9 protein-coding genes are annotated in these 20,749 nt (G+C 55.0%); 8 read left to right on the forward strand and 1 reads right to left on the reverse strand.

Annotation, left to right across the window (positions count from 1 at the left end):
- Positions 1 to 95: 95 nt before the first annotated feature.
- Positions 96 to 1,193 carry an acyltransferase domain-containing protein gene (locus F556_RS0125405; RefSeq protein ID WP_020619826.1) on the forward strand — a complete coding sequence of 366 codons (1,098 nt, stop codon included), beginning with the start codon at positions 96 to 98 and terminating at the stop codon, positions 1,191 to 1,193.
- A gap of 63 nt (positions 1,194 to 1,256) precedes the next feature.
- Here F556_RS0125405 and F556_RS0125410 read toward each other — a convergent pair whose 3' ends face one another.
- Positions 1,257 to 2,309, reverse strand: a complete 1,053-nt coding sequence (locus tag F556_RS0125410) for a right-handed parallel beta-helix repeat-containing protein (protein ID WP_020619827.1) — start codon at positions 2,307 to 2,309, stop codon at positions 1,257 to 1,259.
- Positions 2,310 to 2,671: 362 nt separating this feature from the next.
- Here F556_RS0125410 and F556_RS0125415 point away from each other — a divergent pair, with 362 nt between their 5' ends.
- The 7 genes from F556_RS0125415 (at position 2,672) to F556_RS0125445 (ending at position 20,404) form a co-directional block, all read left to right on the forward strand.
- On the forward strand, positions 2,672 to 4,024 hold the full coding sequence (locus F556_RS0125415; protein ID WP_020619828.1) for an ABC transporter substrate-binding protein: 1,353 nt from the start codon (positions 2,672 to 2,674) through the stop codon (positions 4,022 to 4,024).
- A 107-nt stretch (positions 4,025 to 4,131) separates the two neighbouring features.
- A complete protein-coding gene (locus F556_RS0125420; protein ID WP_020619829.1) occupies positions 4,132 to 5,037 on the forward strand; it encodes a carbohydrate ABC transporter permease in 906 nt (301 codons plus the stop codon).
- Positions 5,038 to 5,877 carry a carbohydrate ABC transporter permease gene (locus F556_RS0125425; protein ID WP_020619830.1) on the forward strand — a complete coding sequence of 280 codons (840 nt, stop codon included), beginning with the start codon at positions 5,038 to 5,040 and terminating at the stop codon, positions 5,875 to 5,877.
- Positions 5,878 to 5,968: 91 nt separating this feature from the next.
- Complete coding sequence (locus F556_RS36640) at positions 5,969 to 12,523, forward strand: S-layer homology domain-containing protein (RefSeq protein ID WP_020619831.1); 6,555 nt, start codon at positions 5,969 to 5,971, stop codon at positions 12,521 to 12,523.
- Between the two features lie 182 nt (positions 12,524 to 12,705).
- The gene (locus tag F556_RS0125435) at positions 12,706 to 18,411 is read left to right on the forward strand and encodes a discoidin domain-containing protein (protein ID WP_020619832.1); all 5,706 of its coding nucleotides are present in this window, start codon (positions 12,706 to 12,708) and stop codon (positions 18,409 to 18,411) included.
- Between the two features lie 75 nt (positions 18,412 to 18,486).
- Positions 18,487 to 19,458 (forward strand): S-layer homology domain-containing protein, encoded by a 972-nt coding sequence (locus F556_RS35175; RefSeq protein WP_020619833.1) that lies wholly within the window; start codon positions 18,487 to 18,489, stop codon positions 19,456 to 19,458.
- 181 nt (positions 19,459 to 19,639) lie between these two features.
- The gene (locus tag F556_RS0125445; RefSeq protein ID WP_245583136.1) at positions 19,640 to 20,404 is read left to right on the forward strand and encodes a sugar phosphate isomerase/epimerase family protein; all 765 of its coding nucleotides are present in this window, start codon (positions 19,640 to 19,642) and stop codon (positions 20,402 to 20,404) included.
- Positions 20,405 to 20,749: the final 345 nt, after the last annotated feature.

The raw sequence follows: 20,749 nt of genomic DNA on the forward strand, positions 1-20,749 counted from the left end.
AGTTCCTCTTCTTTGTGCTCAAATTATGCTGGCGCAGGGGGCCGCCGTTCTGGTAAAATTACCGCAACTTGACAAGGAATGCGAGGCGAGAAAGGATGAACAAGCTATCCGACCACATTACTGATCCCGCCATGCTGGAGGCGATGGCGCGGGTTGAGGCGGCAGCTATGACAACCCCCTGGCTGGGTATGCTCGCCGAGGAGCTCATCGATCTTCTGTATAGGCAGGGAGGAGCTACCACCTTCTGGACGCATTATTCAACCAGGCGTGAAGAAGTAGGACACGCCCTTGGGAAAGACGCCGACTGCTATCTGGCCTATGTGTACGAGCGTGCGTATCCCAAGCTGGTTGCTCGCTATCGGGAGCGTGATTATTCAGAACAGGTCCTGGCGGCAACACTGCGCGATTTCAATATACGTGTGCACAATTATTGGGGGATGTACGGATATGCCGGTATCGACGATTACAACTGGCTGACCCTGCATATGACAGCATCGCTTGTGCAATTGGGCCGGCTGCAGTTTATTTTCGACAAGCACGCCAATTACGGAACACGCATCTACCGGAGCAGACGGGACGGCTCGCTGGTTGTCGTAGCGGAAGGGGGGCAGCCGGTTAATTGCCGAGGCTTCATCTCTGATGTGGACCCGGCGTTCCATACGGTCTTAACAGAAAACGAAGAGCGGATTACTGCCCATCTGATCAACGTGCACGGCGACGTACTCCGCGACCAGACGGTGCTGGATCTACAGGAATATGAGTGTCTGCTGCGGGACGGCGATCCAGTGATCGACATTCACATCCCGGCCGAGGGCAAGCTGGATATGGCGGCTTGCCGTTCTTCCCTGGACGAAGCCCTGGCTTTTGCAGAGCGATATTATCCGGAGATCGCCTATAAGGGATTCGTATGCGCAAGCTGGCTTTTGAGCGACGAGCTGGCAGAGACACTATCGCCAGAGTCCAATCTGGTGAGATTCTCCGCCTTGTTCACCCGATGTGCGGGAGGAGAGGGCGAGCACAGCCTGATCTATCGATGGATTTTCGGAATGGACAAGGAGCGGGAGTCGTACAAGTCACATGAGGCGGTGACCACGCTTCAGCGAGGTGCTCACCGGTTGCTGGATGAAGGGCGATGGTACCGGGGACGTTCGGGTTTTATACCGCTTGCGGGGCAGGACGCTGGAAGGAATTGAGATTGAGATAAACAAAAAGGAACCGGCATGCGGCCACTGCAGGTTCCCCTTTTTGCTTAAGCTCTAGAAGCCTCTCTTAGAGCCGAACACATTGCCGCTAATTGTAAAGTTTGTCGTCGTATTCAGCCAGATATCGTAGGATACATTGACGACCAGCGGGTTGTTCAACGCGGTGTTGTTCGTTAACGAACCGTTTTTGCAATTAATCAAATTAATGCCTGATTTGCCGTTATCCTTCGCTTCATTATTGTTCACGACAAGATTCTGCATGTGGTAGACCGTCATTCCCCGATCATAGTTATTGTTGAACTTACTGTTGCGGATGATGATGCTCGCTTCGTTGTTGGTATCATAAAAGTCGGTGACCTTAAGTCCCATCCCCGTTTTGTTATTGGAGGCATCCAATCCTTCCACCAGCACATGGTCCACAATGCTTAAATAGAGCCCGTGGAAATACTTGTTTATCCCCCCGTTGTTGGTCACTTGACTGTCCTTGATAGTGACTTGGTGCGTACGCCCAATAATTACGCCCATAGCGCTGTTTTGGACCCGCGCGTTCTCGATCGTCGCCCCGCTGCTCATGACACCTGCGTGTCGATCGGAGAAGTCAATGCCAACGACATTGATTCGCGCAGCTTCAATTCGGGCATCCAGGGCAGCTTTGGACTCGGCGCCGCTGGAGATTCGCTGATTGTATTCATCCGAACCTTTATGGAAGTATTCTGGGTAATTTTGCTCGGTTGCGGCCAGCCCTCCGTCTACGATGACATGGCGGACACCAACATTAGTAAAAGGCACAGTCGCTGTCGTAATGACAGGCTCGTCTTTACCCGAGGCCAGTTTGACAATCGGACGGTTCGTGGCAGAAACGCCTTGCAAGGTGCAATTGTTGCAGACCTTGACGCCATAGCCTACGGTATACGTACCCGGATTAAGGTAAAGCGTGCCGCCGCCTTGACTGGCTAGCTGATCCATCGCTTGTTGTATGCTCTGATTGGGGGAGATGGTCATCGTTGCAGCTGCTGCGGCGGAAGGCAGAATGAAGAAAGAACAAGGCACTGCGAGTAATGCGACAGTTAAGAGGAGGGAAATCCATCGATGTACGGGATGTTTCATGGTTTATTAAACCTCCTTAAATATTGTAAGCGTTAACAAAATAATATACTCCAATGGCCTCCTTTCTTGAAGGATCCTCCGTCAAAAGGGTGCAGTTGCGTTGCCATCAGTAAGTTCGGAGTCGAAGCAAGCGTATCATAGCGCTGTTAAAACCGGCATGAAGTTTTTTAAGGGACTAGGTCTGTTTTTTTTAGAATTATGGCGTCCTGGAAAGTCTCCTGGTGCTACACCTTGGGGAATGCTTAAAAATGCCGCACACAAGGCTTAAAAAACTTCATTCAACGCCACCAGTTGTAATGGTAATCTTGTATCAAGGCAATCACATCAACTAAAGGTTTACTAAAAGGGAGGCACACAAACAGATGAGTAAGAAATCTGTGCAACTGGGTACGCTGTTGTTAGCCGGATCGCTGGTTCTGTCGGCCTGCGGCGGCAATAACGTCACGAACAATCCGCCAGCTAATCAGGGGACGAACAATCCGCCTGTGGAAGGCGCCGAAACGCCAGACAACAGCCCAGATCCGGTCACGATCTCCATCGGCTATGCAACCGGAGACCCGGCAGGCAAAAAAGCGCTCGAAGACATGCTGGACGACTTTAATGCGCAATACCCGCACATCACGATTACCAATTACAGCGAAACGACAAGCGATTCATATCTTGACTGGCTGAAGACGAAGGACGCGGTGGGCGAGTTCCCGGACATCATCGAGATGCGCGACACCAAGGTGTTTGTCGATGCTGGCAAGCTGGCCGAGCTGCCGGAGGAACTGCATGATCTCTTTGCTTACCTGCCGGAGTACGAGGGCAAATTCTACAACGCACCGATTGCGGCCAATGCGCCTAACGGCATCCTGTACAGCAAGCAAGCTTATGCCGATGCTGGTGTAACCGAGCTGCCCCAAACGTACGATGAATTCCTGGAGATTCAGGAGAAACTGCTGGCAACCGGCATCTCGCCGATCGTGGTCGGCGGTAAGGATTTGTTCCATATGGGCTTCTGGGTCAACTACTTCCTGATCAACCATGTCTATGCTGACGACCCGGACTGGAACTCGAAGCGCACGGCTCAGACGGCAAGCTTCACAGATGAGCAGGTCGTAGCGGCGATTACCGATTACAAGGATCTGTTCACCACGTATGTAGATAAAGGCTGGCTCAGCACGGCCGACAATCAGACCGCATCCATTCTGGTATCGGGCAAGGCGGCTCAGCTGTTCTCCGGTCCGTGGATGATCACGCAGATCAAGGAAGCCGATCCTAACTTTGAATTTGGCTTCTACGCGATTCCGGACAGAGAGGGCAAAGTAACGGTCAATGGATTGCCTACCCTGGCAGGCTGGTCGCTGTCGGCTGAAGCAGCCAAGGATCCGGCCAAGGTTGAAGCGTTCACGGCTTTTGTCCAGTTCTTCTTCGATGCAGAGAACTACAAGCCGTTCCTTGAAGCAAGCGGCAGCATTCCGTCGACTGCCGAGAAGATTCAGATTGAAACGAGTGAAGAGATGCAGCAGGTTCTGGATATTGTTGCGGACTCTTCGATTGAGAAATCAATGATGATTAATCAGTGGTTTGGCGAGAATGCGATTCCGCCGCAATTCCGTAACTGGTTCTACAAACAGCTGCAGGATCTCGTTGTCAAAGACGGTGATATCGTAGAGTACATGAAGCAAGCGGATACCGAATATGACAACAACGTCAGAGCCAATGCGCTTTAACATCAACTGAGTGACTCAGGCGAGTAATGATGAAGACAACCTCTGCCCGAGTGGCAGAGGTTGTCTTCATTTGTGGGATTTCTTAATGGAAGGCAGGAGGAGAGAACATGGACGCCACACTGGAAAAGAAAAAAAAGAAAACATGGCGGCTAGGTTATGCTTTCTGGTTTATATTGCCGGCGTTTGTACTGTACACCACATTTGTGATGTGGCCGACATTCAGCAGTATAAGCCTAAGCTTTACCTCGTGGGACGGGATTAATCCCGACATCCGTTACATCGGGCTGGAGAACTTTCGCGAAATCTGGAATAGTCCCCGGGTGCACAATGCCATCTGGAATTCCATTCTGCTGGCCATTGCGCTAGTTGTACTGGAAAATGTCGTTGCACTGGGATTAGCAATACTTGTAGATAAAGTTAGATGGTTCCGCAATTTGTTTCGTAGTATTTTCTATTTCCCCGTTCTTATGAGCGGAATCATCATGGGCTTCATCTGGATGATTATCCTGAACTATAATTTCGGCGTGGTCAACCAATTATTGGACATGACGGGGCTGAGCGCCATCAAGGCCGATTGGCTGGGGAATCCGGATTATGCGATGGCTTCGATTATCTTGTCAACGGTATGGAAATCCGCAGGCTACTATATGATCATTTATCTGGCAGGCCTTCAAGGCATTCCGCAGGAGCTGCTGGAAGCGGCCAGTATTGACGGTGCCGGGAGATGGAAGCAGTTCCGTCATATTACCTTCCCGTTGCTTGCCGGAGCGATGACCGTCTGCATCATGCTGGCGATGATTAACTCGCTCAAGCTGTTCGACCAGATTGCTGTCATGACCAACGGCGGTCCCGGCTTTGCGACCGAGACGTTAACGTACATTATATATCGGGTGGCATTTGGTGAGGGAAGACAGGGCTTCGGTACAGCGTTGGGTATCGTATTGTTCTTCATCATCGTAATCATCTCCTTAATTCAGATTCGTGTGCTCCGCAAGAGGGAGGTGCAAATGTAGATGGCAAGAATCAAAAAACCAATCCAGGCTTCCGATGTCATTCTGTTTGCTGTCACGCTGGTTATTGCTGTTATCTTTGCGTTCCCAATCTTCTTTAATCTGATGTCGGCCTTCAAGACCAATGGGGAGATTTTGCGAGATGCCATTGCCTTGCCGAAGGGTTTTTATACGGAGAGCTTTACTTACCTGCTGACAGAGACGGAGTATCCGCGCGCGATCCTGAACAGTGCCATTCTGACGATCGGCTCCATTATCGCCATGATTGTCATTATCCCGATGGCGGCTTACGCTATCGAGCGGACGGGCAATCGATGGACCAGCGGCGTCTACATCTATTTCCTGTTTGGCATGATGGTGCCGTTCCAGGTGTATATGATTCCGCTGTTCAGGCAGTTGAAGGCGATGGGGCTCTTCGGCAACCTTGCCGGTCCAATCATGATCTATATTGCAGGCTCGGTCGGCTTCGGCGTTCTCTTGTTCACGAGCTTCCTCAAGGGCGTGCCGCGGGAGATCGAGGAGTCGGCACAGATTGATGGCTGCTCGCGAATGGGCATCTTCTGGCGCGTCGTATTCCCGCTGCTTGGCCCGGTTACGGCAAGTATGGTGGTGCTGCAGGGCCTGGGAATCTGGAACGACTTTCTGATGCCGATGCTCGTGCTGCCGTCCGGTCAGCCGAAGACGATGATCGTCGAGTTGTTCTACTATGTCGGTGAGTTTTCCTCGCGTTGGGATATGATCTTTGCGGGTACGACCATGTCGCTTATCCCGGTACTGATCGCCTTCCTGACGCTGCAGAAGTATTTTGTTAAAGGTGTGTCCTCGGGCGCGATTAAAGGATAAGTGAGTGGGATTAAGGGCTCTTGCTAGGTTTGCAAGAGCTCGCTCTTTGCGCTCAGGGAACGTCAAACTTGCCATAAAGGGGAATGATGAAATGAAGCGAAACAAAAACGCAAAGGGTTTCAGGTCAAGGCAATGGGTAGCCCTGCTGCTCGCAATCGCCATGCTGGTGCCAATGCTGCCGGCAGCCCCGGCCTTTGCTGAAGAGACCTATCTGTCTGACGGGTCGCTTAACTATCCGTTGCTCGCTGCAGCGACCGGCAGCATCTCACGCAACCCTGTTGGTCCGATCGCTAATATTGGCAATCTGACAGATGGAAGCGATATCACGCATATCGGAGACCTGTATTGGGAGCAATCCGAACGTTCCTTCTCCCTTGATTTTGGGGCAGGCAACGGCGTCAAGCTCACGGAGGTTCATCTGCAGGCTCGCCGCAACAGCGAGACTCAGAGCTTCCCGGGGCGGATTAATGGCGCACGGGTGTTAGGATCGGAGGACGCGCTGCAATGGACGGAGATTACAACCAGTCGTGCAGTGTCGACGATGGATAAACAGGTTCTGCCAGTGGGCGAAGGGTATAAGACAACTCCGTACCGCTATTTGAAAATAACGGCTGATGGACACAATAATATTTTCAATCTTAGCGAGCTTCGTTTGTTCGGTGAATTGGAAGCGATACCTGATTTGATTCAGAGTGTATCGATTTCGAGCAGCAATGCCGATCAGGCGATGGCTATAGCCGGCGATACGGTTACGTTGACGTTTCAAGCAATGACTCCGTTGCAAAATGTAAACGCAATCATAAGTGGGACTACGGCACAGGCGACGAGTTCGGACAACTTGTCATGGACAGTGAGTCATACCGTGAGCCCGTATGCCTTTGCACAGCCGGTCAGCTTTGCGATTACTTATACGGATGAAGCCGGCAATGTAGGCGTTCCCGCTACCGCGACAACGGATGGGAGCGCCGTCGTGGTACGGGAGCCGGCAGACTATCTTGACCTCCTGTCCGATGCTTCACGTTTTGGAATTCCCGTGAAAGGGACGGATGGCACACTCACGGTGGACTACAGCACGCATGCCACACCATCCGGATTATCGCTGGCACAGGCCATGATGGACCACAACACCGGCACGCATGCGAACTGGAATGGTCCGGACAATACCGGGTTCGGACCCTACCTCGTCATTGATATGGGCGAAGGCCGGGCCGTATCGCCCTCGCGCGCCTACATCCTGCCCAGAGCAGACCAGGTTGGCAGACTCGCGGGTACTTATCTTGAAGGCTCTCATGATGGCCTGACCTGGCATAAGATCAGCAGCAGCGCTGCAGCGACAGGACAGTGGGAGACACTGACGATGACCGAACGCGGGACATATCGGTATTTGAAGGTGACCAACGACAACCGCTGGCATCTCAATGTAGCCGAGTTAAAGCTCTATGGCGCAAAGCGGCAGCCAGGCGAGCTCTTCACGGACGATCTGCTCTATCAACTGGGCCGTGCGCAGGAAATCGTCCAGGGTGGTCAAGGGGCATATGCTGAAGCAGCTTGGAACCTGCTAATGCAAGCCTGCCTGGAAGGGCAGGCGGCCATCGATGAACTGGAAGGGGAGCATGGAGCAGGTATCACACAGGAGGAACTGGATCGATTGACCGCTGCCGTCCAGGAAGCCATCAGCGGATTAAAACAAGAGGTGCAGATTATTAGCGTCGTGAGCGAAACGGGCTTCATCCACCCAGGAGTCGGTTTCACGAAGGAGGTGCTGGAGAATGTACGGCATCAGATCGATAATCAGCAGGAGCCTTGGTACAGTTATTACGTAGCTTTATTGGAGACGGATCAGGCCAAAACGAGCTTCACCATGAGTAATTCGCTGGATGGCGTAACCGTCCGACAGAATAGCTACAATGCGAGCAACGTCAAGGATATGGCATTTGCCGACGGTAAGCGGGCCTTTACGCAAGCGTTCTTGTACTATGTTACAGGCAATGAGGTCTACCGCTCCAATGCGATGCGGATTCTCCGCATCTGGCAGCAGATGGACCCTAACCAATATCAATATTTTGCAGATGCACATATTCATACGGGGATTCCACTCTATTACATGGTGATGGCGGCAGAGATTCTGCGTTACACAACCTCCTCCGAAGAGTGGCAGTGGACAGAGGAAGATACAGAGAAATTTACGGACAACGTCATCGACCCGACGGTTCGGACATTCCTGGACTTCAACGACAAGTTCATGAACCAGCATAATTATCCGTTATACGGCTCAATCGCTTCGTATATTTTCAAGAATGACAAGTCGAACTACGACAAAGCGATTGAATGGTTTACGGTCAATGATACGGCGCCTGACAAAACCTATACCGGCTCCATTTACTGGCTGTTCCGGGAAATGACGCAAAACGACGAGACAGGCGAGCCGGTAGAGCCGCATGTCCAATTGGTGGAGATGGGGCGCGACCTGGCCCACAGTGACGGGGACGTATCCAATATGATCGCGCTGTCCCGGATGATCGAAGCACAGGGAACACGTGTCCATCCGGTAGATGGCACCGTAACCGAGGACGATCAAGGGGTGTCGGTCTATGCCTTTCTCAATCATCGGATTCTTGCGGGAGTCGATTATTTCTTCCAGTTCCAGCAAGGGTACGATATTCAATGGACGCCAGCAATCACGGCCATGGAGACGGCAGCTGATCCGGCCCGCATATATGCAATCGTCTCAGATGAATACAAAGGACGTATCATGTATACGGCCGAAACGGGGTGGAATCTCTACTACGTGTACAGGTATCAACTCGGCTATTCGGATGAAGAGCTGGAGGCGATCGCTCCTTATTTTATGAAAGGCTTCAAGGAGCGGGTCGCGCCAAATTTTTATTTTGCGGGCTCCGGATCTGATAGCGATGTTACCCGGCGAGCGACCGGTGCGGATTGGTGGCTGCACATTCCTGAGGCCGTCGCCGATGAGGCTGAGGACAGCATGGTCCGATTCGTAAGAGAGCCTGTCGCTCATGAGAATCGCTATAAGATCCAATTGGAGGAAGGCTACAGTATTCTTGACGGATCCAATGCAGTGGTGTACGACACGGATCTTATTCGTACCGTGACAGAAGGGGAGAGCAGCTTCATCCGGGCGGAGGCCAGCGACAATCACACGCTGTTTGCGGCATACAAGCTATTCTTCATCAACCGCAATGATACTGCCCGCGTTGCGCTGAAGATCCGCACAAACGGTCGGGCCGAGCTGGAGCTGAAGCGCGAGCGCGAGATGGCACCGTTCCAGACGCTGGACCTCCCCGATACAAAAGGAGAATGGCAGTATATCTCGTTTGACATGGGGCAGAGCCAGGTCTCCTATGGTGAATTCTCCAACCGGACCTTCCTGGCTTACTTCAATCTTGTAGGGGATGGCACCCAGGTCGATATCGACTATATGGATATCCGGGCCGACCAGTTTCTGACGCCGCCGACCTTCAACAACATCACGGAAGACCGGATGAATTTGTCGCTGTTCGCCGGCAGTACAGTCGAATACGACTTCTCTGCAACAGACAGCAGCAGCGCGGATACGATCACATACGAGCTACAAGGCGATTCATTGCCTGGCGCGGTGCTCGATCCATCTATGGGCAGGCTAAACTGGACGGTTGAAGCTGCGCATGCCGGCAGCTATGAAGCGCTCGTGGTAGCTGGGGACGGAACAGCAGTGACAACAGTTCGTCTGACGATCCAGGTGTCCGGCAGTCGGGGGGAAGCGATTGCGGATGTCATTTCCGGCTATGACGAAGACACCGATTATGAGTCGACCTCACTGGAATATTTCGAGCAAGTCTACGAGGAGTTGGGGGCGATTGCCGATGACAGCTCGGACGAGGTATTTTATGCAGCACTGGACCGGCTGGCGCGCGCAGTCCATGGACTGCGGCTGCTTAATCCGAGACTTGGCGACGACAGTTTGAATTTTGTTGCCGCGAACGTGACGACGTCCCTGCGGACAGGGTACGACGATTATCTAATCGATAACAATACCGTCTCGTTTAGCGGCGACTTGACGAACAAATACTTCACGATGGATTTCGGGCCAAACTTTCGCGTTTCACCGTCGGCGTTTGCCATGCAGCCGCGCAATAACTGGCAGGACCGCATGTCAGGCGCGATCGTCTACGGCTCGCATGATGGAGAAAGCTGGGTGCAGCTGACAGGCGAAGCGGCCTACAGCTCCCAGATGCAGACGCTTGAGGTACGTGAGGCGTATATGGGAGAGGCCTATCGGTACTTCAAGGTATCAACATTGGACACGACCGACCGTTATGGCCGGGCGAACAACATCCTGAGCGTCGGCGAGTTTCGTATCTTCGGCGACCGGTCAGAGATTCCCAGCCGTCTGGAGCGAGTATCGATCGGAACGGATGCTGCTCCGCTTACACAGCATCTCTCCAATAGCGCCAACACGCAGGTGCCGGTGAAGAAGGCAGTTGCAGGGGATGCCATTACGCTCGATATCGGAACGAAGCAACCGCTGTCCTCGATACATGTGACGATCGCCGGGCTGGATGCCGATGTCGTGCAGGTAGATGAGCTCAACTATAAGGCAACAGTCACACTGACCGAGGCCGCAGCGAGAGGGAATGCAAGCCGCAATGCGGCTTTTGAGATCAACTATTCGTACTTGGACGGAAAGAACGGCGGGGCGGAAACTGAAGGCTTGCCGATGGTAGACACCACAGACTTGTCAACTGTGCTGGTGTCGGATGTCAGCCGCCGGATCGATCACGTGCTGGACAAAGCGACGCTCAGCTTCAACCGGTCTACGGACCTCGGTTCGGTGATCGGACCGAATCTGTTTGATAAGAATCCGAACACGTTTATCGACATCCGCAATAACGCGAGCGCAGGCAATGGCGTCTTCTATCGGTTTGATTTTGGCGACGGCGGCGTCTCGCTGAGCAGTGTCGAAGTCGTGCCCAGAATGACGACCAATCTGGCCGATCGCATGATGGGCGCCTATGTCGAAGGCTCAAACGACGGGGTAAACTTCAACGTCATCTCGCCCCGGACTCGCCTGGTATGGGATTGGCAGGGCTTGCTGATCGATGATCCGACCTACTACCGCTACATCCGGATCATCAATCCCAGCTCCTGGTTCGGCAATCTTTCGGAGCTGGAGATGTTCGGGGATTATGTAGCGGACCGCTCGACAATCATCGCCGCTGACAAGGCCGCGCTGCAGCTCGGATATGCAACAGGGGACCGGGCCGATTCCGTCACTGGCAATCTGGAGCTACCAGGCGAAGGGGAGCAGGGTAGCCGCATCGCATGGTCCTCCAGTCAACCGTCTGCGGTATCCAATTCGGGTAAGGTGACACGCGGAGCACAGGATCAGCAAGTGACGCTGACCGCAACCCTGTCCTCAGGCACGATCACGGATACCAAGCTCTTTGTTCTCACTGTAAAAGGAACCGGAGGCAGCACAGGCAGCAACAATGGCAATGGAACAGGCAGCGTTCCAACTCCTCCTGACAAGGAGCAGCAGCCCGATCTGGTGACCGAAGTGACGATTGATGAGGAAGGCAAGGCGTCTGTCATTATCGGCGAAGCCGATTATGAGAAGGCCTTGTCCGACGCTCGGAGCAACCGGCTCGTCATTGAAGTGGCTGGCGCGGAGACCGCCGCCGTGGTAGCCCTCTACCTGAAGGCCTACCAGATCCGAGCGGCTGTGGAAGCCAAGGTTGCCTTCATCCATATACGTACGAAGCAGGGCTCGCTTGACCTGCCGATCGCCCTGCTGGACGCCGATGGGGCGGATGCGGTCATCGAAGTGAGCAAGACGAATAGAGCTGCCATCGACCTCCGTATCTTTGTCGGCAACGAGACGATTAGGAATACTGCTGAATACGGCCCAATCCGTGTGTCCTATCCTTATTCTCTGCAGGATGGGGAGCACGCCAGACAGATCGTGGTCTATCAGCTGGCGGATAACGGCCAGCGCTATCTTATCAAGAATAGTCGTTATGACGCCGGGACAGGTCTCATCACCTTCGACACCAGGCAACTGGGTAGCTTCCTAGCCCTGCATGTCGATGTGTCCTTTACCGATCTGAACGCTGCCCCATGGGCAGCTGACGCGATTGCCGCATTAGCCGCGCGAGGCGTGGTCCAAGGCGTAACGGAGCAGAGCTTCGACCCTGCCAAGGCGGTCACTCGCGCTGAATTCGTACAGCTGCTGGTTCGTCTGCTGGATCTGGAGGAACAAGCAGCCAGTACGGGTACCTTTAACGCCTTTAACGATATTCAAGACGGGGCATGGTATGCCGAGGCAATTGGAATTGCATCGTCACTCGGTATCGTCAAGGGCCGTGAGGACGGCTCATTCGGTATCCATGATTCGATTAGCCGTCAGGATCTGGCGGTGATGACTTATCGCGCACTGCAGGCTGCAGGCCGCCACTTGGACACCAATCAAGGGACGGCCGCCTTCGGCGACGCGGATGCCATTGCAGATTATGCGCGCCAGGCCGTCAGTGCCATGCAGCAAGCTGGCATCGTCAATGGTCTGCCAGGCGGTGAATTCGCGCCGCGGGCCACAGCGACCCGGGCCCAGGCCGCAGTCATTCTTGAGCTGCTGCTGCATCTGTAAATCGTTAAGAAACTCCCTGCAGTTTAGTCTGCAGGGAGTTTGTAATGCCTAGCAGAGATGCCTAAAAAACCTGACCTCCGCCTTAAAAAACTTCATTTTGTTGAAAGAGGAAGCATGATAGAGTGTGAATGGACATTTGAAAGCGTTTCAAAAATTCATTCAGAAGGAGAGATGAACAGCAAATGGGAAATCGTCTGAACAAAACAGGCGCATGCGTTTTGGCCGTCCTCTTACTGTTACAGAGCTTGTCGTTTACTGGAGGCAGCAAGGCGCAAGCCGCGCCGGATACGCCGCGTGAGGGGTATACATCCACAGTACCGACTCCGCAGAATAGCAGCTGGATTAATCCAGATTACAATCGAGACTACGACGATCTGGTCGTTCGTTCGGACTCCGGACTTGTCCACCCCGGCTATTACATCAGTCGGGAGGATCTGAACGTGATGCGCGATATGATCTGGCAGGGGATGTCGCCGTGGAAGGAATCCTTCGAGGTGTTCCGCAACAGCGCGTTTGCCAGTCTGGATTATGTCATGAGCGGTCCGTTCACGACGCTGACGAGCGACAGGGAAACCTATGCGCTGATTCGCGACGGGAATGCCGCCTACAACTTATCCTTAATGTGGTATATTACCGGCGATGACGCCTACGCAGAGAAGGCCAAGTCCATTCTGAACAGTTGGGCTAGCACGCTGGAGGCGGATGCCAAGCGGGATATTATCCGTAACGGCATAGCAGGCCCGATGCTTGTGATGGCAGCAGAAATTCTCCGTTACACGCCGAGCGCGGGATGGGGAAGCGAAACCGAGCTGGCCAATTTCGAGCGGATGCTGCGGCTTCTGATTCCCGGAGTTGACCGGACCGACGGCTACTTCAACCAGGGCAACTTCGGTACGGAGGCTTACATGGCGATTGCCATCTATCTCGACGATCTGGAGATGTACAAAAAAGCGATTGAACGCATCGTCCATAACAAGGCCCAGGTCGGTGTCTCGGGCATGACCTACAACCACTCCCTCAACGCCATGATTCTGCCTTCCGGGCAGCAGGTGGAGATGGGCCGGGATATTCCTCATGCGCAGGACAGCATGCGGCCATGGGCGGCCATGGCACGGACATCGTACATTCAGGGCACGCTGGTCAATGAAGAAGGCGAGTTCACGCCTGCCGAGGCGGGCGGCGTCAATCTGTTTGAGGTGCATGACCAGAAGCTGCTGAAGTATGCCGCCTACTTCGCCAAGTACAATCTGGGCAGCGATGTCATCTGGCAGCCGAATATGAACGGCACAGGCGATCAGGCGCCCTTCGACAAGATTACGACCGATGGGAGAGGAAGAATCTTCTATGCCTACGGAGGTCTCGTCAATTATTACAAGCACCAGCAAGGGTACGAGGCTGAAGATGTCAGAAACGACCTTTATATGAACCATGAGGACGGGAGATATCTGCAGCTGTACGGCGGCAATACATACGGCAGCCTGTATAACTATATTGATGCCGCCTATGAAGCGTCAGGCACGGTAGGCATCGACGAGATGCTGACGACACCCTGGACAGTCAGCCTTGGCCAGACCGGAACAGGCCTTCCTGCAGCGCCGGAGCCGGCAGACGATTCCTATGAGCTGTGGAATCGAATTCCAGGCTACAGCTACACTGCGACCGGCGGTACGGAAGGCGGCGTCATTACGGAGCCTTTCGTAGACGAGGATGGGGTCACGCGGTTTGCCACGAGTAATGTCAAAAATGGCGCCTGGACAGCCTATACGGTCGATTTTGACCAGTTTGGCTCTACTCCGCAGCAGTTGGCGGATCAATTGGTCATCAGCTTCGGCATGAATTCCAATATCGGCGGCAGCATCGATGTCCGGGTTGGCCCCTATGTGGAGAAGCCAACCGTCAATCATTACAACAGCTCTCTGTTGGCTGGGTCGATTCAGGTCATCAACTCGACCTGGTACAACATCTTCAGAACCAATGTCGGCCAGTTGACGACTCGGCCGGAGCTGCTGACAGGCAAGAAGACCGTCTACTTCTACTTCTACGGTTCAGCTAACGGATATAACTTCCACGGCAATACGATGTGGTTCAAGTTTGCTCCGTCTACACTGGCTTTCGAGACGCGAGCTGCGGATGCCCAGGTGTTCAGCCGGGCGGCCTCGGAGAAAAGGCCGGATGGCACAGTGACGTTGACCAACGGAGGCTACATTGGATTCAAGAACATGGATTTTGACAGGGGCATCAGTCGCTTCCTGGTGAACGCCCGCACGGGCGGCGGTTCGCTGAAGCTGATGCTCGGCTCGCCGGAAGGGACACCGTTCAAGACCTACGAGCTGCAGAGCACAGGCGAGCTGATGCGCGGGCTCACGTTCACCCATAGTGAAGCGGAGCAAGTGGTCGGACGCAACGGCGGCGACAATGAGCTGTACCTGGTATACGAGGGAGACAGCTCCATCACGATTGATACGTTTGTCGCGATGCCGGAGATGAGCAACAACGATTTTGTACCCGTGCGCGGCGGCAACTACACCTATCATCTTGAAGGCGAGGCGGTGCGGGAGGAGGGCAGACAAGGCTCTGTCAAGCTGGGCGTAGCCCCTAGCTCCAGCAGTTCCATCACGTACAGCAATGTGGATTTCAAAACTGGCAGTCCCGCGCTGCGCATCAAGGTGAAAAGTGATACCGACGCGAGGCTGCAGGTGAATATGCTGGGCAATCCGGTGGGTCAGGTTGCGGAGTACAGTATTCCGAAGACCGATGGACTGGGTGAGGACGGCTGGATTACGATTCAATACCATCTTGCCGACAGCAGGTATGAAACTCAGGCGGGAGTCACCAACTTCTTGCGCTTCACAGCTTCCAGCACAGACAGCGGAACGGTAGAGCTGCAGGATTTCCTGCTTGGCGAGGGCGGGGACTATCCGCGTCTGGAGCTTGAGCACAGTGAACGCGAAATTCTACTCTATCCGGGCGCGACGTATGAGAACAAGGTGCAAGCGTTCGATGCGTCCGGCAGCCGTCTCGAGCTGGTGCCGACGAGTCTCCCCGGTACGGCAACCTATGACGCCAACTCGGGAGAGCTGACCTGGCAGGTGCCTGCGGAGCAGCCAGCGGGTGAAGGCTATATCACGCTGGCAGCCACTGCTCCAGACGGAATCGATACGTCCGTCTTCATGGTGAACTATACGGTGCTGGCGTCCGACGCCTACATTGCGAGACTCATCGAGGAGGCTCGCGCTCTGCACCCGGTCGCCGAGGCGCTCGAAGAGGACGATTACACGCCGGAGGGCTGGAGCATCATCATAGATGCGCTTACCGCATCCCAGGCCATCGTCGCCCTGCCTTCACCTACGCAGGCACAAGCGGGAACTGCATATTACAACCTGAAGCAGGCGCTGGACACCGTAACGCCGATTCCAGCGGCGGATATTCTCGGCAAGAGCGTGAATGTCACGCTGAATAATGGCAATACGGGACAGACGGCAAAAAATATCATCTCGGTCTGGTTCGACGACAAGCCAACCACCCATACCGAATGGCAGGGCAGCAATCAGTGGGCGATGTTCGATTTTGGCGTGGGGACGACCTTCACGCTGGATCGCGCGAAGATTCTGGCCAGGCCGCAGTGGGGCTCCAGAATTGCCGGCGTCCGCATTGAGGGCTCCAATAATGGCACCCAGTGGACACAACTGACGGACCCGGCAGCGAACACGGATGCCTTGCAGAAGTTCTTCAGCCGGGACACGGAGACGGCCTGCCGCTATATCCGCGCAGCCAACTCCGGCGGCTGGTATGCCAACCTGAGCGAGCTCAGGCTGTATGGTACATTCACGGATCTGGACCTGCGCAAGGATATTCACACCGCCTCGCTGGCTTCCGACAATGAAGCCGATCCGGGTATTGCAGAGGTGGGGGATACGGTCACCCTTTCCTTTGTGGCGGACAATGTCCTGGAGGATGTGAGTGTCGTCCTCTTCGATCGGGCGGCCCCGGCACAATCCGAGGATGGACTGAACTGGAAGGCAGATTTTACTGTCAGCAAAACCGATATGCCTGGCCCCGTCTCCTTCACGATTAACTACAAGGATGGGTGGCCAATTGAGGAGACGACGGACGGTACGGCAGTGGAGGTGCTGGAGGAGCCGGGCTTCATCGAGGAGGTAACCTCACTTGCCCGCTTCATCGATTCGACGCCGAGCCGCTCGCCTGAGGCGACGCTGACGCAGGTCGGCTACCTGTTCGATGGCAATATTCGGACCAACTCCGACTTCCGCGGTCCGGGCAACAACGGCGCCGGCTGGGTCATCATGGACTTTCAGGAGCGCACGGTGCAGCTGTCCCAGGTGAAGCTGATTGCGCGTCAGGATCAGCTCGGACGTGCCAGCGGGACGTTGCTCCAGGGCTCCAACGACCAGGAGAACTGGACGAATCTGATCTCCGGCGTGCAAGGCATTGCGCCGTGGCAGGTATTCGACGTCTCGGATGAGACGGCCTACCGCTATCTGAGACTGACCAATCCGGGCAACTGGTTCGGGAATCTGGGCGAGCTGAAGCTCTATGGCAAGGTTCAGGCGTCTGGAGCCGAAGAAGTGGATGATTCGGCTCTTCGGGACGCACTGGCGGACGCGGCAGCCATCGACCTGTCGCTGTATACGTCAGAAACCGCAGCCCTGCTGGAAGCCGCAGTGAGTGCCGCCCAAGCCACGCTGGAGAGCGATGATACGACCCAAGCGGAGATTGACGAGGCGACGGGACAGCTGCGGGAGGCCATCGAAGGCCTGGTTCTCCTGGTGCCTGCCGCATGGGTATCGGGTACGGAGACTGCACGGGCCGGCGTTCCGGTGGAGCTACGGATCGGAGTCACGCTGCCTAGCGTCAGCTACACTGTAGTGGAGGTCGAGGTGCACTATGATCCGGCTGCGCTGGAATTCCAGCATGATGGAGAGGAGCTGGCCCAGGATGTGGTGCAGCCGCTGCACCCTGAACTGGCTGTGCTGGGTACAGCCATCAAGCCGGAGCAAGGCAGAATCAAGGTTATTCTGGGCCAGTCCACCCCGCTCTCCGGGGATGGCGAATGGTTCAAGCTGCAAGGTCATGCTAGAGCAGGCGCCGAGCCTGGAGACACGGTGGTGCGTATAGCCAGTGCCGAGCTGTCGCTGGAGGGCGAGTCGATCCCGGTCGATACCGATCTGGCGCAGCATGTCATCCAGATCGCCGCAGCGGATGCCAGTCAGCTGAGCGAAGCGATCCGAGCCGCTCGCTCCCTGCACGACGGTGCCTCAGAGAGCGTCTCGCCTGGACAATACCCGCAGGGGGCCAAGGCAACGCTGCTGTCTGCTATCCGCGCTGCAGAGGCGGTAAGCGAGAATGGAGGCGCCACCCAGGCGCAGATTGACGCTGCGCTGGTAGCCTTGAATCAGGCGGTGGCAACCTTCAGAGCGAGTGTTATTGTTGTCCAGCCGGTGCCAGGCGACAAGACTGCGCTGATCGGCCTGCTCCAACAATCGCAGGCGCTCTTGGATAATGCGGTCGAAGGCAGCAAGGTCGGTCAGTATGCCGTGGGCTCGAAGAATGCTTTGACACAGGCCATTCAGGCTGCTGCGGCGGTTAGAAACCAGAGCTATGCGTCGCAGGCGACCATTGATCAGGCGACAGCCGCGCTCGAATCGGCCGTTCAGGTCTTTACGAGGAGTCTGGTATCACTCGTTCCGGGTGCGACCCGCATTACCATCAGGGATCTTTCCATTGTCATGCAATACTACGGAACGGTCTCCGGTGACAGCAAGTGGAACGAAATTGAGGCAGCGGATCTCTCGGGTGAGGGCCGGATCGACATTAAGGTGCTGGCCGGTATTGCCCGACTGATTCTGGATGTTTGGATGGACCAATAACAAATACGGGGCAATGGGGATACGTCTCCATTGCCCTATACTATGGAAGGGTGAGCAGACTTGATGAGGAAGAACATGATTCCCCTGATACTCGTATGTGTGGTTCTGGCTTCGTGGCTCCATCCGTATTCAGCCCGTGCGGCGGCTGCGGCTGTCTTTCACTTGCATGTAGAACCCCAGTCAACAGAGGAGCTTCACGTCATCGTGGAGGGACAGCAGCTCAGCGATGTGTATGCGTACGAGGTTTATTTGGCCTACGATGCGAGCAAGCTGCGGTTCGTCAGCGCTGATAGTTCGGTCCAGGGCTTCGGCTTCGTGGGCAGCGAGACGGAGGGCAATGTCTCGTATGCGCTGACCAAAGTGGGCAGCACGCCTGGTATGAACGGGCAAGCAGAGCTGGCCCGCTTCGTCTTTGCGCCGATTGCGCCGGGCCAGACGGAGATCAGACTGTACAAGGCAGAACTGGTCGATTCCGACATTGAGAAGGTCAGTCTGACGCTGGATGTCCGGGCTCTTGCCGGTGACCGGATTGCATTCACCGACATTGCAGGCCATTGGGCGGAGCAGCAGATTATACAGGCTGTAGGCAAGGGCTGGGTAACCGGGTATCCGGACGGCACCTTCAAGCCCCAGTCGCAGGTAACACGTGCGGAATTTGCCGCCATGCTGGTGAGGGGGCTGGATCAGGAGCATGCAGCGACTCCCCCGCCATTCTCGGACGTCATCCCCGCCTGGGCTAGTGACGCTGTAGCTGCGGCGGTGGAGGCCGGCTATATCCAAGGGTATGCGGATGGCACGTTCCGGGCGAATCAGCCGATCTCCCGTCCAGAGATTGCTGCAATGGTAGCCAGAGCCGCCGGTCTTGAGCTGCCGCAGGAGGCAGTGCTGTCGTTTGCAGATGCGGGCGATGTGCCTGGCTGGGCAGTGCCACATATAGCGGCTGCGGTCGATGCGGGCATGGTGCAAGGCAGGGGTAACAACCGCTTCGCGCCACTCGAACAAGCGACTCGGGCAGAGGCTGTGACACTGCTGCTTAAGCTGTTTTAAGACAGTGTGACAGCCTAGAGAGTGGCATTGGCAGGCACTTCTGCGGCTGGGCTTATTGACTCTAACTGGGCAACCTTATACGAGATTTAATTCTCCTTCGCTTTCTGGCTTATAGCCATGTACAACGGTCTGCCATCCGGTATAGTGGAAGAAGCAAGTATAGATTCCTAAAGGATGGTGCATGCATATGCTGTTGGGCGCTCAATTGTACACGGTTCGCAATTACGTCAAGACGGAACAGGACATCCGCTATACGCTGGGGAAAATCGCCGAAATGGGCTATACCACCGTACAGGCATCGGCACTGGGGCCAATTGCCCCGGAGCGGCTTCGCGAGATCTGCGATGAATTATCTCTGAAGATTGTCCTCACTCACATCCCCGCCGACCGGCTGCTAAACGAAACCGAGCAAGTGATTCGCGAGCATGAGGTGCTGGGCTGCGACTACATCGGAATTGGCGGCATGCCGGACAAATACCGGACAGCGGAGTGGTACAGCCACTTTGCCGAGGATTTCCGGGAGCCGGCCAAGAAGCTGGCGGCCGCAGGCAAGCTGTTCATGTATCACAACCATAATTTTGAGTTTGAGAAAATTGGCGGGAAGCGGCTGATCGAGCGGCTGGCTGAAGATTTTGCCGCTGACGAGATGGGCTTCACACTGGATACGTATTGGGTGCATGCGGGTGGTGCGGATGTCGTCCAGTGGATCGAGCAGCTCGGCGATCGGCTGCCTTGCGTGCATTTGAAGGATATGACGGTCCAGGGCATGACCCAACTGATGGCCCCGGTGCTGGAGGGCAACATGAATTTCCACGCCATTCTGAAAGCGCTTGAGAAGGCAGGCTCCACCAAGTATCTGCTCATCGAGCAGGACACCTGCCAGGGCAGCCCCTTCGATTCGCTCCAGACCAGCTACACCAATTTGGCGGCGCTGGGTTATAGGTAGGTAGCTGCTGGGAGGCAGGAACGTCAAGCTCTCTAGTAACGGTTACCTTGGAGCAACACGCATGCACCATAAAGACAAAATCATGTTCTATTCGGGTAAGTAAACCACTTTCCGAATGAGGACATGATTTTTTTTATGCCAGGGGTAAAAGGTTACTTGAATCGGGCGACAGCCGACGGGTGCGCCAAACCAAGGGTAAAAGGTTACTTGAATCGGGTAAAAGCCGACGGGTGCGCCAAACCAGGGGTAAAATGTTACTTGGATCGGGCAAAAGTCGGTGGATGAGCCAACCAAGGGTAAAATGTTACTTGAATCGGGCAAAAGTCGGCGGATGAGCCAACCAAG

Origin of the sequence: Paenibacillus daejeonensis DSM 15491, from assembly GCF_000378385.1 — a bacterium.
Classification (GTDB): domain Bacteria; phylum Bacillota; class Bacilli; order Paenibacillales; family Paenibacillaceae; genus Paenibacillus_D; species Paenibacillus_D daejeonensis.